This window comes from Roseateles amylovorans (assembly GCF_025398155.2).
In the GTDB taxonomy this organism is placed as follows: domain Bacteria; phylum Pseudomonadota; class Gammaproteobacteria; order Burkholderiales; family Burkholderiaceae_C; genus Roseateles; species Roseateles amylovorans.
Genome location: NZ_CP104562.2, coordinates 1,925,441 through 1,941,144, shown reverse-complemented (window position 1 = coordinate 1,941,144; position 15,704 = coordinate 1,925,441). Strand labels below are relative to the sequence as shown.

Annotated in this window: 8 protein-coding genes; 2 read left to right on the top strand and 6 right to left on the bottom strand. The window is 70.1% G+C overall.

Annotated features, from left to right (window positions below; translation table 11 throughout):
• Positions 1-59: 59 nt before the first annotated feature.
• Positions 60-347, bottom strand: coding sequence for a hypothetical protein (locus N4261_RS08295; protein ID WP_435532024.1), 288 nt, complete (start codon positions 345-347; stop codon positions 60-62).
• A 253-nt stretch (positions 348-600) separates the two neighbouring features.
• Between N4261_RS08295 and N4261_RS08290 the strand changes: the two genes are divergently transcribed.
• Positions 601-915 carry a hypothetical protein gene (locus N4261_RS08290; RefSeq protein ID WP_261759688.1) on the top strand — a complete coding sequence of 105 codons (315 nt, stop codon included), beginning with the start codon at positions 601-603 and terminating at the stop codon, positions 913-915.
• Positions 916-965: 50 nt separating this feature from the next.
• On the opposite strand, the gene N4261_RS08285 is transcribed toward N4261_RS08290, so the two are convergent.
• Entirely contained in the window at positions 966-3,941 is a 2,976-nt protein-coding gene (locus tag N4261_RS08285; RefSeq protein ID WP_261759687.1) for an ATP-binding protein, read from the bottom strand.
• Positions 3,942-4,084: 143 nt separating this feature from the next.
• Between N4261_RS08285 and N4261_RS08280 the strand changes: the two genes are divergently transcribed.
• Complete coding sequence (locus N4261_RS08280) at positions 4,085-4,360, top strand: DUF4242 domain-containing protein (RefSeq protein WP_261759686.1); 276 nt, start codon at positions 4,085-4,087, stop codon at positions 4,358-4,360.
• Positions 4,361-4,384: 24 nt separating this feature from the next.
• Here the strand turns inward: N4261_RS08280 and N4261_RS08275 are convergent, their stop codons facing one another.
• The 4 genes from N4261_RS08275 to N4261_RS08260 form a co-directional block, all read right to left on the bottom strand.
• Complete coding sequence (locus tag N4261_RS08275) at positions 4,385-4,729, bottom strand: translation initiation factor Sui1 (protein WP_261759685.1); 345 nt, start codon at positions 4,727-4,729, stop codon at positions 4,385-4,387.
• A gap of 168 nt (positions 4,730-4,897) precedes the next feature.
• A complete protein-coding gene (locus tag N4261_RS08270) occupies positions 4,898-7,357 on the bottom strand; it encodes an alpha/beta fold hydrolase (protein ID WP_261759684.1) in 2,460 nt (819 codons plus the stop codon).
• The gene (locus N4261_RS08265; protein WP_261759683.1) at positions 7,354-8,457 is read right to left on the bottom strand and encodes a tRNA-dihydrouridine synthase; all 1,104 of its coding nucleotides are present in this window, start codon (positions 8,455-8,457) and stop codon (positions 7,354-7,356) included. The genes N4261_RS08270 and N4261_RS08265 overlap by 4 nt, the downstream gene beginning before the upstream one ends.
• 286 nt (positions 8,458-8,743) lie before the next feature.
• Positions 8,744-15,586 carry a YDG domain-containing protein gene (locus N4261_RS08260; protein ID WP_261759682.1) on the bottom strand — a complete coding sequence of 2,281 codons (6,843 nt, stop codon included), beginning with the start codon at positions 15,584-15,586 and terminating at the stop codon, positions 8,744-8,746.
• Between the last annotated feature and the right edge of the window lie 118 nt (positions 15,587-15,704).

Here is a 15,704-nt window from a genome sequence, read left to right as displayed (position 1 = left end):
GCATCCCCGTCGCACCCCGCAGGGATCGCAACGGCGCTCACCCTCACCCGGAAGGCACGCTACACGTCGCAGCGCTGCACCACCGGCGTCGCGTACTCATGGCCGACGACCGCGCGCGCGAACAGGTAGTTTTCCCGGGCTTGCTCGCTGAGGTGGTCCAGCACCACCTGCCCGTGGGCATCGCAGGGGAAGGACAAACCACGACCGCTGTGGAACAACGATTCGAAGCGCAGCAGATAGCGACCGGCGCCGGAGGCGCGAGAACGGTCCATCCCCTCGCAGGGCGAGGCGGACGGCGTGGCCAGGAGGAGGCCGGTCTGCAAATGACCGGACGAGGACAAACTCATGACAGGTCTCCGAAGGCCCCGGGGAGGCGAGGCCCGACACCCCAACCTTAGGACGATGACGACGTCCGTGCGCGTGCAAAGGTCGCGCGCGACCCGCCTGTTTCGGGGGCTGGACCCGCGTTCGAGGGGTTCGGGAACTTTTGCATGATTCGACGTTGGCACGGGGTCCGGCACCGCCCTGCCGACATCAGAAAGAGGTCGCCCTGTGCGTGAGAAACCCGCATGCTGGCATCCCGATTGCCACCGTCAGCCCATGCGTCCCGACCGCGATCCCCCACCCCATGAGCAGATCTATGGATTGGATCTCACCGAAGCCGATCTGCAGATCCTTGGCGGACTGCCGTTCGATCCGGCCCGGGTCAGCCCGTTGACGCTGGCCACGATGGATCGGTTGCTGCGGCTCGGCTATGTAGAGCGCGCACCCGACTCGCAGGCCTGGCGACTCACCGCCAAGGGGACGATGACGATGACGCTGGTGTCGCGCCCCGGGACGGAGGACCGTGCGCCGGTCGATGACGGGGGACGTCCGGATCCGTCGCCCCGCGACGCCCGCGGCCGCGCGTCCTGACCGTCGGGCGGCGTGCAGACGGGCCGGCGGGACGAAGCCGCGAGGCCCGTTCACACTGCCCGAGCGACCTTGGCCGACAGCCCGAAGGCCAGGCACAGCGCGCGGACATCGTCCATCCGCTCACCTTCCTCCCGAAGTTGTTGCCGACGCTCATCACCAAGCGCCGCCTTGAGCCCGGCGTCCAACAGCTGTTGATCGACGGCCTCATTGGGCTGTCTGGCGTCCTGACCATGGGCGCGGAAGGCGCGATCCGCCGCACCTGCGAGCCGCGCTGCGTTCTCGACCTGTCCCCGCTTCAGGTGGAGCAGCCCCAGCGTGTCCAGCGAGGTCCACACGCAGGCATCGAACAGCAGCGGCCCCATTCGCCGCGCGCATTCCTCGCTGACCGCCTGCGCCCGCTCGGTCTGATCCATGGCCAGCAGCGCGCCCACCAGGTTGGTGAGGGCCGTGCCCAGCAGGCCGGTGGCGGGCGCGGACGCCAGCCGCGTCCGCAATGCCTCACCCTGGGCCACGGCTTGCGCCAGCTGACCTTCGACGCGCGCCAGATCGGCGAGATTCACCAGGCCCCGCAGGATGCCGACCTCATGGCCGTCCCGTCGGCAGACCTCCACCGCGGCCTCGAAGGCATGCCGCGCAGCCTCATGCTCGCCGGCAGTGGTGTGCACCATGGCGACGGTGGTCCAGCCGCGCTCCAGCACCAGGGCGGGCCAATCCGGATCCTCCAGCGCCTTGGCCCGCTCGAGCGCCTCACGGGCCTGCGGCCCGTCCACCCGCCAGTTGAAGGCCAGCTCGACCTCCGCCAGGTACTCGCCGCGCGCATCACCCAGGGCGCGATAAAGCGCGGCTGCGCGCCGGGACGCGTCTCGCGCCACGGACGGATGATCCAGCGCGTGCCCTCTCGACATGGCTTCCCAGAACCGGGCCCGCACCTGGGGATCCCCATGCGCCTCCACCAAGGGCACCAGACGCGGCGCGATCGCTCGCGCGCGGTCCTGCGCTTCGGCCATCATCCACACCGGCCATGACGACGCGAACAGCGCCACGGCCTCATCCGGGCAGGCCTGGATCGCCGTCTCCAGCGCGGGCCACAGCGTGGTGAGCTCGGGCTCGTAGCGGGCACGCCAGGTGGCCTGGGGCGCCCGCCAGTGTTCCTCGTAGGCTTCATCGAACAACCACCGGACACCGGCACACCACCGCACCCGCATGGCGGCGGTCTCTCCCGCAACGGCCATCTGCTCCAGCGCGAACAGGCGCATCGTCTCCATCAGCCGCAAGCGCCGCGGCACCACCGGCTCGACCGCGATGAGCGAGCGGTCGACCAAGGCGAGGATGGCGTCGATGACCCGGCCTGCGGGCAAGAGATCGTCCGCGAGCGCCAGCGCCGCACCCTGCAGCGAGAAGCTGGCCGGAAACACGCCCAGTCGGCGAAGCACGGCACGCTCGCGGTCCGACAGCAACTCGCAGGACCAGCTCAGCGCCGCCGCGAGCGCATTGCGGCGGGTGGCGCGGGCTGGCTCGCCCGGCGCCAGCAGGGTCAGCCGCTGCGGCAGGCGGGCTTCAAGCCCGTCCAGGCCCAGGGCATGCACACGGGCCGCCGCCAACTGGATCGCCAGCGGATTGCCATCCAGGCGTTGGCAGATGCGAGCGGCCGTCCGGGCGTGGGTGGCATCCCACACGGTGAGCCCCTCGTCCACGTGACGCCGCTCCACGGCGCCGTGTTGATTGGCCGCGCTTTCAGCCTCGCCGCCAGACTCACCAGCGTCATCAGTCGGGCCCATGCCCATGGACTCGGCCGCGCCCTCTGCGCCTGTTCTCTGCACGCCGGCGCGTTGAGCCAGCAGGGCCACGGCATCGTCAACAGGCAAAGGCCCCAGACGCACCAGATGCTCCCCCTCCAGCCCGAGCGGCTGCTGGCTGGTGACCAACACCGCAATGGCCGGTGTGGATTGCACCAACCGCTGCGCGACCCGGCCGGTCTCATCGATCAGATGCTCGGCGTTGTCCAGCACCAGCAGCATCGACACCGTCGACAGCCGCGCCGCCAGCGTGCCCACCCGATCGCCGCCCGCCGGCAGGTTGATGCCCAGCGTGCGGGCGATGGCGGCGGCCACGTCGGTCCCGGCCGGCAGCGCGGCCAGGTCCACCCACCAAGCGCCGTCGGCATGGCGTCCGCGCAGCGACATGGCCACCGCCTGCGCCAAACGCGTCTTGCCGACGCCCGCCTCGCCGCACAGCGTCAGCAGCGGCGCCTCGGCCTGCAGGCGCATCACGTTGGCCAGTTCCTGGGTGCGGCCGATCAGCGGCGGCAGGCGCACGGGCAGGTTGCCGGCGCGGCCACTGGCGGGCGCGTCTTCCGCATCGACGGCGGTGGCCTCCATCGCGAAGCGGTAGCCGCAGCCGGCAATGGTCACGATGGCCTGCGGACCCAGCACCTTGCGCAGCGTGGCAATCTGCACCGCCAGGTTGTTCTCCTCCACCACCACGCCCGGCCAGACCCGCCGCATCAGCTCATCCTTGGACAGCAGCCGTCCCGCATGCTCGACCAGTTCCACCAGCAGGCGGAAGGCACGCGCTGTCAGCGCCACGGCCGTGCCGCGCCGAAAGAGCAGTCGCTCGCCGGGCAGGAGCTTGAACTCGCCGAAACGGTATTGACGCGTCGCCGGGACCGGCGTGCCGGGCGCAGCGGCCACATCGACGTGCTCGCCCTGTGCGGCCTCCCCGAGCGCGGTTTGGACCTCGACGCCTGCGGCAGGACCCGCCCCGGCGCCCGCCAAGCGGCGCCAACGGCCAGCATCGTCGCCCGTGACGTCCGACCCCTGCGCCATGGCGATGGATGCGGCCGCCTTCACGCCGGCGCCTGGGCCGGCCTGGATCCCACCGGTGGAGACCGAAGTGGCATCGCCTTCACCGGCGTGGCGGCGGTCGATGGTGTGATCGGTGGTGCGATGGGAGCGGCGATCGGTCAGGCGATCGGCCGGTGTCGGCGCATCGGTGGCCGAGGTGGCGGCAGTCTTGGCGGCGGACATGACGACGGGCTCCCCGGCTCCCGGGCGATCACGGGATTTCAGGCCGATTTCATGGCGATTAAAGGACGGTGGCGACCACCGTGGCGAGCATGACGCCAGGCCCGCCATCGGGGCGCGGCCGACTCACATCACAGGAACCCATCATGCCGAAATACGTCATCGAACGCGACATCCCCGGCGCAGGCGCGCTGTCTCCCGCCGATTTGCAGGCCGTCTCGCAGAAGTCCTGCGCGGTGCTGCAGGACCTGGGACCGTCGATCCAATGGCAGCACAGCTATGTCACCGACGACAAGCTCTACTGCGTCTACATCGCACCCAACGAGGCACTGATCCGGGAGCATGCCCGCATCGGCGGCTTCCCGGCGGAGCGGGTGTCCCGGGTGCGGCGGATCATCGATCCGACCACGGCCGAGGGCTGAGGCCTCAGGGCCAAGGGCCGAGCCTCAGCCGCCGGCCTTCTTGGGCGCATAGCCCGCCTGCGTCAGCCACTGCATCACCTTCTCCAGGTGATCGCCCTGGATCTCCACGGTGCCGTCCTTCACGGTGCCGCCGGAGCCGCAGGCGGCCTTCAGCTTCTTGGCGGTCTCGGCCAGCCCGTCCGCATTCAGCGGCAGGCCCAGCACCACCGTCACGCCCTTGCCCTTGCGGCCGGCGGTCTCACGGCGCACCCGCACCTTGCCGTCGCCCAGCACCGCATCCTTGGCCAGCGCCTTGCAGCGGCAGTCCGCCTGCGCCTGACGGCAGGTGGGACAGGTGCGGCCGCCGTTGGTGGAATAGACCAATGCCATGGTGGGGTGACTCCTCTCGAACTGGATCGTGGGCCATGCGCGGCGGTCGCGCTGCCGTTGCGCGGCAGTTGTGCAGCGATGGCGTGGCCGTTGCGTGGACGTGGCGTGAACGTTGCGGGGCGGTGCGCAGGCGATGCCTGGACGGTGCGGACGGGTCCGTGCGCCGGCTCAGGGCGCCAGCTGACGGACAAAGAAGGCATCGATCATTCGATACAGATGCAGACGCGGACCGCGACCGGTAATGCCGTGGGCCTTGCCGGGATAGATCATCATGTCAAACGGCTTGGACTGCTGCTGCAAGGCCTCGGTGAGACGCAAGGTATGTTCGAAGAGCACGTTGTCGTCGGCGGTGCCGTGAATCAGCAGCAGCGGTCGGGTCAGCTGGTCCACGCGCGAGACGAGGTTGGCCTGCCGGTAGGCCGCCGCGCGGCCCTGGTCGGGCAGACCCAGGTAGCGCTCGGTGTAGGCGGTGTCGTAGAGGGTCCAATCGGTCGGCGGCGCGCCGGCAACCCCCGCGGCGAACGGGGTGTCCGCATCCAGCATCGCCCGCACCGCCAGGAAGCCGCCGTAGGACCAGCCGAAGAAGCCGATCCGGCGCGGGTCCACGCCCGCCACGCGCTGCGGCAACTGGCGCACCGCCGCGAACAGGTCCTGCACATCGACCACGCCGAAGGCATTCAGATGCGCGCGGGTGAAATCACGGTCGCGGTTCTGCATGCCGCGGGTATCGACGGCGAACACACCGAAGCCGCGCCGCTGCCAGTAGGCGATCAGGGCGGTGTCGCGGTGCCAGTTCCAGTTGACGGTCGCGATGCCGGGGCCGCCGTAGGCCAGCGTGATCACGGCATGCGGACCGGGTTGACCATCCAGCGGCGCGAAATACAGCGCATTGAGCGCGGTGCGGCCATCGGCGGCAGTGACCTCCACGACCTGCGGTTGCGGCGCAATCCGCGCCAGCAGGGGATCGGGCGCATCGCCCGGCAAGTCGATCGGTGCGGCTCCCGCCTTGACATCCTGCAGCAGCAGACGCGGCGGCTGGGCCCAGGCGGCCCGGGTGACCAGCAGGCGGGCGCATTCGCGGTCCCCACGGGCATCGCGCCACTGGCGATCCGCCGCGCCGTCCAGGGCACGGCTGCGGCCCTGCAGATCGATGGCGAACAGCTCACGGCTGCGGCCTCGGTCGCGGGCGGCCGCATAGACGACGGTGTCGCCGTTGCTGCAGACCCGGTGGGCCACTGCTTCCGGTTCATTCGTCAGCGCCTGGCGGCGGCCGGTCTTGCGGTCGACCAGCACCAGTTGCCGGCGTCCGGACGCTTCGCTCGACCACAGCAGCGCGGGCCGGCCGGAGAGCGTCAAACCGCCGATCTCCTGCAGATCGTCGTGCACATCGACCCAGGCAGGGTCGCGCTCGTCAATGACGATGCGGCCCTTGGCCACGGCCGCGACCAGCGCGGGTGCGGGTGCGGGTGCGGGTGCGGGTGCGGGTGCGGGTGCGGGTGCGGACTCGAATTCGAACTCGGTCAGGGCGAGGCGTTTCTGATCGCGGGTGAGCCACTGCAGCCACGGTGCGCCGTCGCCGAACCAGCCGGCGCGGGCGATGTATTCCGCCTCAGCGGGCAGCGGCAGGGCCACCGGCCTGGGCACGGTGCCGGCGGGCGCATCGACCGCCAGCATCCACGCGGTGACCCGCGCATTTCGCTCGCCGGCGCCGGGGTAGCGCTGCTGGGTCATGTTGGTGCGGTCGGCGAAGATCTGCGCACGGGTCTTGACGGGCACTTCGGCCTCGTCGACCTGCAATGCCAGCAGCCGGCGGCCATCCGGTGCCCACCAGTAGCCGCGCTGACGGCCCAGTTCCTCCGCCGCGATGAATTCCGCCAGGCCCCAGAAGCGGGTCTCAGTGGCGTCCTGCGTCAGGGAGCGCGCCGCGCTGCCATCCAGCGCCTGCACCCAGAGGTTGCCGCCCTTCACATAGGCCAATTGCCGGCCGTCGGGTGAGCAGCTCGGGTCCTGCTCCGGCACCTGCTCGTCGTGGGCGAGCCGCTGGGCGCGCGGGCCCTCGGCGGTCAGGCGGACCAGGTACAGATCGCCGGAGAGCGGGAACAGCAGGGTGCGGCCGTCCGGCCCGCACCATTGGTAGCTGGTGATGCCCCCTTGGGTGATGCGCTTGCGCTCCAGCGCCATGCGCTCCGCTTCGGTGAGCTGCTGGCTGCGGCCGCCCAGCACCTCGGAGGCGGACACCAGCCGGTGCGGCGCACCGCCCGCCGTGGGCTGGGCCCAGAGCTCGAGCTGTTCGCTGTCGGTGGCCGACGGACGCAGGTAGCTGACCCAGGCGCCGTCCGGCGAGATCTCGGCCTGCCGCGTGAGGCGACCTTGCAGCGGGGGATCGCCGAAGACGCGTTCCAGGGTCAGCGGAGTGACGCCGGAGGCGGCGGTGGCGGTGGCGGCTTCGGCGACCGTGCGGGTCGAGGCCATCGGCCGATCCTTGGCCGTGCGCGCGGCGTCGGGCTTGGCACCTGCACTCGTGCGGGCCGGCTCGATGACGCGCTCGGCGGTGAAGGCGCACATCGGCGCGGCGACCAGCGCACACGCCAGCGCGACACGGCGCGCAGCAATCAAGGTGAAGTTCATGCGACGAGAAGCGTGGGAGCGTCGGACGACGCGGTCGTGACAAGAGCAGACGCCGCACCGGGCGCATCGACAGGATCTTTCGGCCGCACGTCGCCGAACAAGGCGAGCGACAGGGCGTCGGACTCGTTGATGGTGCGGACCTGCTGGTAGGCGGCTTCGGCCTCCGGATAGCGGCGGCGCAGGTAATGCAGCCATTGCTTGAGTCGGCCCGCCTGGTGTCGCGCGGCGACCTGCCCACGCACCTGCGTGAAGAAGCCGTGCATCAGCGGCAGCAACTCGGCCCAGGGCAGCGCGGGCGGTCCGGCGGATGTTTCGAAGGATGTTCCGGCGGGATCCTGCGGACCGCGCGTCGCGCCGGAGCGCGCCGAAGCGCCCTGCCCCGCCAGCGAGGCACGCAGCGCCAGCGCCAGGCCGGGATCGGCCACCATGCCGCGGCCGAGCATCACCGCGTCGCAACCGGATTCGGCCAGACAGCGATGGGCGTCCTCGACGGTCCAGACCTCGCCATTGGCCACCACCGAGATGCCGATCGCCTCGCGGATCACGGCGATCTGGTCCCAATAGGCAGGCGGCTTGTAGCCGTCGCGCTTGGTGCGGCCGTGGACCACCAGTTCCGAGGCACCGGCCGAGGCAATCGCCTGGGCGCATTCGAGCATGCGACCGCGGTCTTCGTTGCCCAGGCGCATCTTGGCCGAGACCGGCATGGCCGCCGGCACGGCGCGCCGGACGGCGGCGACGATCTCATGCACCAGCTCGGGCTCGTCCAGCAGCACCGCGCCGCCGCGATGGCGGTTGACGGTCTTGGCCGGGCAGCCGAAGTTCAGGTCGATGCCAGCGGGATCCAGCGTGGCGAGCCGCGCGGCGTTCTCGGCCAGGCAAACCGGATCGGACCCCAGCAACTGGGCCCGCACCGGCACGCCGGCCGCCGTCCGGCCACCGTTGAGCAGCTCCGGCACGATGCGGGTGAACACGCGGCGCGGCAGCAACTGGTCGGTGACGCGGATGAACTCGGAGACACAGCGGTCCACGCCGCCGACGCGGGTGAGCGTGTCGCGCAGCATGTGGTCCAGCAAGCCCTCCATGGGCGCCAGAAGAATCATGGGGATCGAAGCCTGGCCGCCTTGGCGGACCCGTGACCTGCGGGGGAAAAGGCCAGAAGCATAGCGGATGCGAGGTCGCGCCACCGCCGCGGGGCGCCCCTGCGCCAAGCGTGGGCCACGCCCCCGCGGCCACCATGAAAAAGGGCCGACCTGGGTCGACCCTTTTCGTTGAGCGGTACCGGGTGGGCGGACGCCAGCGACAGCCCCCCTTCACCCCCCGGCACGGCGTCAGCGCCTGCTCAGCGGGGCCACATCATGTCGCCACCACCGAGCGGACGCCGCCGCCTCAAGCGCGCCAGCGCAGCACCACCGCGCGGACGCTGGTCGGCGCGACGCCGGTCTGACGCTTCAGCGCGGTGAGCGCCAGCGCGGAGACCAGGTCCTCGCCGAGACCGGCGGCCTCGGACGAGGCGCTGACCCGCAGCGTGCCATCGGCCAGCAGTTCCAGGTCCAGCGTCGCGGTGACGCCTTCCCGGATCGTCACCGGCGTGCTGAGGCGACGCGTCACCGAAACCGACGAACGGTCGGTGGACGGCACCGCCTGCTGCAGCGACTTCAGCGCCAGGCTGTCGCCCAGGTCGTCCACGCGGAACGCGCCCAGGGCCTTCAGCGACGGCTCACCCGCATCGAGGTAGACCGTCAGCTGGCTTTGCAGCGGCTGCTGATAAGGCGCCGATTCCACAGCCAGGCTGATCTGGCCGCCGTCGCGCAAGGTCTGCTCCAGACCCAGCGGCGTGACCGGCGACCCCGTGCGATCCTGGCCTTGTGCACCGTCGCCGGAGCCGGAGCCCGTGCCGCTGCCCGAACCGTTGGAGGCGCCGGAGCCATTGCTGGAACCGTTGCCGTTGCCATTGCCGTTGCCGTTGCTGCCATTGCCCTCGCCGGTGCCTGCGGCATTGGATCCGCCGTTGCCACCATTGCTGCCGTTGCTGCCATTGCTGCCATTGCCGGCGTTACCACCGTTGGCGCCATTGCCACCGTTGCTGCTGCCGTCGGCCAATGCTGCGCCGCCCGTGCCGGTGCCGTTGCCGACAGACCCCGAGCCGCCGTTCGTGCCGCCGTTCGTGCCACCATTGGCAGCGCCATTGGCGCCACCATCAGCCGTGCCAGTGGTCAGCCCGCCGTTGCCGGAGCCGCCGTTGCCTCCGTTGCCACCATTGGAGCCGCCGCCGTTGGCACCGTTGCCAGCACCGCCGTTGCCCGTGCCGCCATTGCTGGCCGACGCGTCCGAGCCGCCGTTCGAGCCGCCGGTGTTGATCGCAACATTGGCCGCCGAGTTGCCGGACGGCCCCGCCGCGACCGTGGCCACCGTCGTGCCTTGGCCGCCACCCGTACCGCCGTTGCCATTGCCGCCATTGCCGCCGTTCTGCGTGCTGTTGCCGCCGATCGGCTGCACCACCAGCGCGTCCACGGCAGACAGCGATGCCTGCTGGGCGACGCTGCCGGTGGTCGTCACCGTGGCGGGATCCAGGCGGTAATTGCCCGCATCCGCGCCTTGCAAGGTCAGGCCGACCGTCACCGGTTTGTTGGTCCCGACGAAGGGCGTGGCATAGGTGGCCGTGCCGCTGGCACCGACCTGATCACCGGCCAGCACGCCCGGGACCGCGCCCACGCTCACGATGGCCACGTTGCTGCCGTCGAAGCGCTTTTCGATGATCGTCACCGCCGGAGCGGCCACGGTGCGCTGCGAGATGTCGCCGGTGGACAGGACCGAGTTGGCCGACAGGGTGTAGTTGCCCGCATCGGCGCCCTGCAGCGACAGGCCCACCGTCACCGCCTTGCCGGTGCCGGCATTGCGGTTGTCATAGCTGCCGGTGACACCGGTGCCGACCTGATCGCCGGCGACCAGACCTTGCAGCGCACCCACAGCCACATTGGCCACGGTGTTGCCGTCGTAGGTCTTGCCGATCACCGACACCGTCGGCGTCTGCACCGTCTTGGGCGTGATGTTACCGGTGGTCTGGACGGTGCTGTTGGCCAAGGTGTAGTTGGCCGCTTCCGCACCTTCCAGGGTAAGACCCACGGTCACCGCCTTGCCGGTGCCGGCATTGCGGTTGTCGTAGCTGCCGGTGCTGCTGGCGCCGACCTGGTCGCCGGCATAGATGCCTTGCAGCGCGCCGAGCGACACCGTGGCCACGGTGTTGCCGTCGTAGGTCTTGGTGACGACCGTCACCGTGGGCGACTGCACCGTCTTGGGCGTAATGTCGCCGGTGGTCAGCACGGTGCTGGCGGCCAGCTGATAGTTGCCCGCATCGGTGCCCTGCAGGTTCAGGCCCACGGTCACCGCTTTGCCGGTGCCGGCGAAGCGGGTGTCGTAGGTGCCCGAGCCGGTGGCGTCGAGTTGGTCACCCGCCAGCACCCCCTGCACCGGGCCGACCGTCACCACCGCCTGGTTGTTGGCGTCGTAGGTCTTGGTGACCACCGAGACCGTCGGCGCCTGGACGGTGCGTACGGTGACATCGCCGGTGGACTGCACGGTGCTGGAGGCCAGCGTGTAGTTGGCTGCATCGCCGCCTTGCAGACCCAGTTGCACCTCCACGCCCTTGCCGGTGCCGACGTTCTTGGTGTCGAACAACGCGGCGGTCGTCAGGCTCAGGTCGTCGCCGTTCACCGCGTTGGCGATGTGGGTGGCGCTGACCTGCGCGGTGCGGGTGGCGTCATACACCTTGGTCGCGATGTCGGCGGTCACCGTCAGTTCGCGCGGGGTGATGGTCGCAGTGGCCTGCGTCGGCAGGACATAGTTGCCTGCATCGGCGCCGGTCAGACCCAGCTGGGTCAGATCGACGGTCTTGTTGACGCCGGCGTTGCGGTCCAGGAAGTTCAGCGTGCCGCCGACCTGCACCGTGTCGCCGTTGACCACACCGTTGACACCGGTGCCGGACAACTGCGCTGCCGTGTTGCCGTCATAGACCTTGTCCAGCACCGCGCCGCTGACCACGGTCAGCGTCTTGGGCGTGACCTGGCCGATGGCGCCGCTGGCACTGGTCGACGCGAGTTGATAGCCGTACACCTGCATGCCGCCTTGCGAGGCGCCGGTGATGCTCACGCCGTCCACCGTGACCGTCTTGCCGGATGCCACGTTCTTGGTGTCGTAGTTCGCCGCGCCGTTGTAGGCCAGGTTCACCGTGTCGCCGTCGATGGCGCCGCCGGCCGCCAGCTGGGAGCCGGCGACGGTCGCGGTGGTGTTGCCGTCATAGACCTTCACCGCAGCGCCGGTCAGGGTGCCGGTGATGGTCGGGGCCACGGTGTAGAGGAAACCGTTGCCGGTGCCCAGCACCGTGCTGGCGGTGGTGGCGTTGTACTGCTTGAAGTTGGCGACCAGGCCACCGCGGGTGTCGTTCAGCGGCGTGGTCGAGTAGACGCGCCAGTCGCCAGTCGTCGCCTGCAGCGCATTGGCGCCGGCCTGGTTGATGAAGTTGCGGCCGGCGGCCAGTAGCAGCGGCGTCGCCGCGCTGCCGGCATTGCCCACCACCACCGCTTGCTGCAGGGTGATGTCCGAGGTCGCGCCCTGGGCACGCAGATCGACGGTGCGATCCGCGGTGATGCCCTGCAAGCCATCAGCGGTGCCGACGGTGACCGAGCGGCCGTTGACCATCGTCAGCGAGCCCACATCCGCCGCCAGCACGCCGACCTGATGCGTGCCTTGCAGCGTGGCATCGCCGTCGGTGCGCAGGGCCAGGCTGCCGGCGGTGACGGTGCCGGCGCTGGTGGTGATGCCCACGGCCGCACGCTCATCCAGCGACACGGTGCCCCCCGCGGTGAGGGACTGGGCCACATCCAGGCCGCCATGCTGGGTGCGCACCAGCACGCCGCCGGTGGTCACGCCCACGGTGCCCTGCTGCTGCCAGGTGTCGGTCAGCAGCTCCAGGCGGCCGGCCAAGGTCATCGCGATGGTGTCGCTGACCAATTGACGGTCGGAGGCTTCGACGCGGACGGTGTGGGTGCCATTGAAGGCGGCCAGCGTCGTCTGCAGCAGCGAACCGGTCGCGCCGCCCACGGTCGAGCTGGTGGCGGCGTCGTTGAAGTCGAACACCGTCGTGGCCAGCGCGCCGTTGGTGACCACCAGGTTGGCGGTGCTGGTCCAGGACGGCGCCTGCAGCGTCAGCGTCGAGGCGCCGCCGTTGTAGTTGATCGGACCATCCAGGGCCAGCACACCTGCGCCGGCATCCACCGTCGCGACGGCGCCGTTGCGCAGGCTCACGCCGGCGATGCCGTCGACCGTGCCGATGGTGTAGCCTGCTGCGCTGACCGGACGGATCACCGTCGTGCCGCCGCCCAGGTTCAGGGCCAGCGTGCTGAAGTTGAAGGTGTCATCGGTCAGGGTCGCACCCTGGCCGGCGGTCACCGCCACATTCGCCGCCGCCACGCCGCCGTTCACGCCCAGCACCTGCTGGCCGCTCTTGAGGCTGACGGTGGTCGCGCCGGTGGTGATGTCGTTGTCGAACACCAGGTTGCCACCGTCGCTGCGGCCGACTTCCAGCGTCGCCGCATTGATCTGGCCGATGGACGAATTGCTCAGGCCCGAGCCCAGGTGCAGTTCGTTGGCGGCGGTCATCTGACGCACGGTCACCTTGCCCGTACCGCCGTTGGCGGTCACCGCCTGGCCGATGTTGACAGTGTCACCGGTCAGGATCACGTTGCCGCTGGTGTTGGTGACGCTGCCGGCGGTGATGTCGACCGTCCGGTTGACCATCTCGAAGCTGCCGGACGCATTGAAGCTGAAGTTGCCCGGCACGCTGATGGTGCCGGTGCCGTCTTCGCGGCCGATGGTCAGGTTCTTGATGCCAGGCAGCTTGTTCAGCGTGGTGGCCGAGGCGAAGCCGTTGGCATCACCCAGGACCATGTTGGTGGCCGGATCGAAGGGCTCCAGGCGCAGCGAGGCGGTGCTCAGGTTGGTGAGCAGGGAACTGCCCCAATCGATGCGGGCCGCACGCAGGGTCAGGACGCCGGTGCCGGTGTCCATGTTGACGTTGACGTTGCCGAAGTTGATGGCGCTGTCGGTGAAGATGCTGGCGCCGCCCTTGAAGATGAAGGGGGTGTCGATGGTGACGTCGCCGCTGACGCTCAGCAGGCCGGCCAGGATCTTGTTGCCGCTGGTGTAGCTGCCGTCGGCCCGGAAGGAAATGCGACCGGCGCCCAGGATCATGCTGGAGTTCAGGGTCACATCGCCGCTGCCGGTCGACACATACAGGTTGCCGCCGCCGGTGCTGACCGGGGCATTGAGTGTGAAGAAGCCCGCGCCGCCGTTGTCGGAATCGGCCCAGATCCGCACATAGCCGCCGTTGGTGGTCAGCGAACCGCCCACGGTCGCGCCGTCGGCGCCGTAGATGGTGATCGAGGCGGGCGCGGGCGTGCCGCTGCCCGGCGACGAGACATTGTGGGTCGGCAGCGTGCCGACGTTGGCGCCCGCGCCGTGGGCGATCATGATCGGCGAATTCAGGACACGGCCCGAGTTCGTCGCGCCCGCCACCAGCATCAGGCTGCCGGTGCCGAAGACTTCCAGCGTGTTGCTGGCGTTGGCGAACATCAGGTCGGTGTAGGCCGCGAAGCTGCCGTCGGTCAGGTTCGACGGCGGGGTCAGGTGACCGCCGTTGGCGGTGCCGGCCTCGATGCGCAGACTGATGTTGTTCAGCATCGTGATCTTGCCGTCACCGCCGCTCAGGTTCAGGTCCTGCACCAGGATGTCGCCGGTGGCCTGCAGCAGCACATTGGCTTGCTGGGCCTCGATGTCCTTCTCATAGACGACCGAGTCGGTCAGCGAGCCGGAGCCGCTGCCGCCGCCGCGGATCTCCAGGGTGGACGGATCCAGCAGCAGATCGCCGGTGGTGCCCTTGGCGGCGCGCGCATCGGTGCGACCGCTGTAGGCCAGTTCCTGCTTGCCCGAGACTTCGGCGCGACCGCCGTTGCCGCCGTTGTCACCGCCGCGCACTTCGATGCGGCCGGCGAATTCGGTGCGGCCGTCCGACCAGGTCACCACCTCGCCGCCTTGGCCGGCTTGGGTGGCGTTGGCGAGCAGCGTGGTGCCCGCATCGGCCGTGACCGATTGGGCATTGGTCAGCGTGGCGTCTTTGCCTTGCCAGCCGCCACCGATGTGGATCTGGCCGCCGGCGGTGGCGCCGCTGGCATTCAGCTGCGCGCCCTGCAGGCGGATGGTCCCGCCGGTGACGCGGATGTCACCACCGGCCGCCTGGGCGGAGCTGGCGTCCATCTGGCCGGAGACCGTCACCTGGCCTTGCGAACCGCCGTCCAGCACGATGCGGCCGCCCTGCTGCGACAGGCCCTTGGCCTCGATCACGCCGTCCATGTTGATCACGCTGGCCCGCAGCGCGCTGGCGCTGGGGGCGCTCAGCACGACCTGCTGGCCCTGGATCAGGCCGTCCTGGTTCAGGGCCGCCTCTAGCGCCTCCTTCTCGACCTGCACCTGCAGCAGGCCATCGCCGCTGAAGTCCAGCGAGACCTGCTGGCCGGCCACCAGCGCCACTTGCTGGGCGCTGATGGTGCCGGTGTTGGTGACCGAGGCGCCGAGCAGCGCCACCACGCCACCGGCGTTGATCGTGCCCTCGTTGCGCACCTGCGCCAGGCTGCTGCCGCTGAAGCGGGCACGGCCGGCGAGGAAGTCGTTGTCGCTGATGTCCAGCGTGCTGGCCACCAGGCCGCCCACGTTGACCGTGGCGCCCTTGCCGAACACCACACCGCTGTTGTTGATCAGCCAGACCTGGCCGTTGGCGGACAGGTCACCGAAGATCTGGCTGGGCGTGCCGCCGATGACCCGGTTCAGCGCAACCGCATTGGCGCTGGGCTGGCTGAAGCGCACCGAGGCGCCGCTGCCGATGTCGAACCGGTCCCAGTTCACGATCAGCTTCTGGGTCTGCTGATCAATGCGCAGCTGCGAGCCCTGCTGGGTGAAGTTGGCCTGCCCGGCGCCGATCTGCGCACCCGCCGGCAAGGCGCCGGCATCCAGCGCGAAGGCGGACGAGGCCGAAGCGGCCCCCACCACCGCGGCCAGCACGGTGCGACGCACCGCGCGGCTGACGCGCTTGCCGCGACCGCGCGCATGCTCGGGCACGGCCACGAAGGCGCCGCACAGTTCGTTCCAGACCAGACGGTAGGTGTGATTCATCGATCCCATGAATTTCTTCTCTTGTGTGATGCGGTTGTCTCTAGCCGTGCGCGGCGGCCGGTCTCAGACAGGGCCCCGGCGGCACGGGCGCGCGGTCGCGCGCAACGGAGGTCCGGGCCTTTGGCCC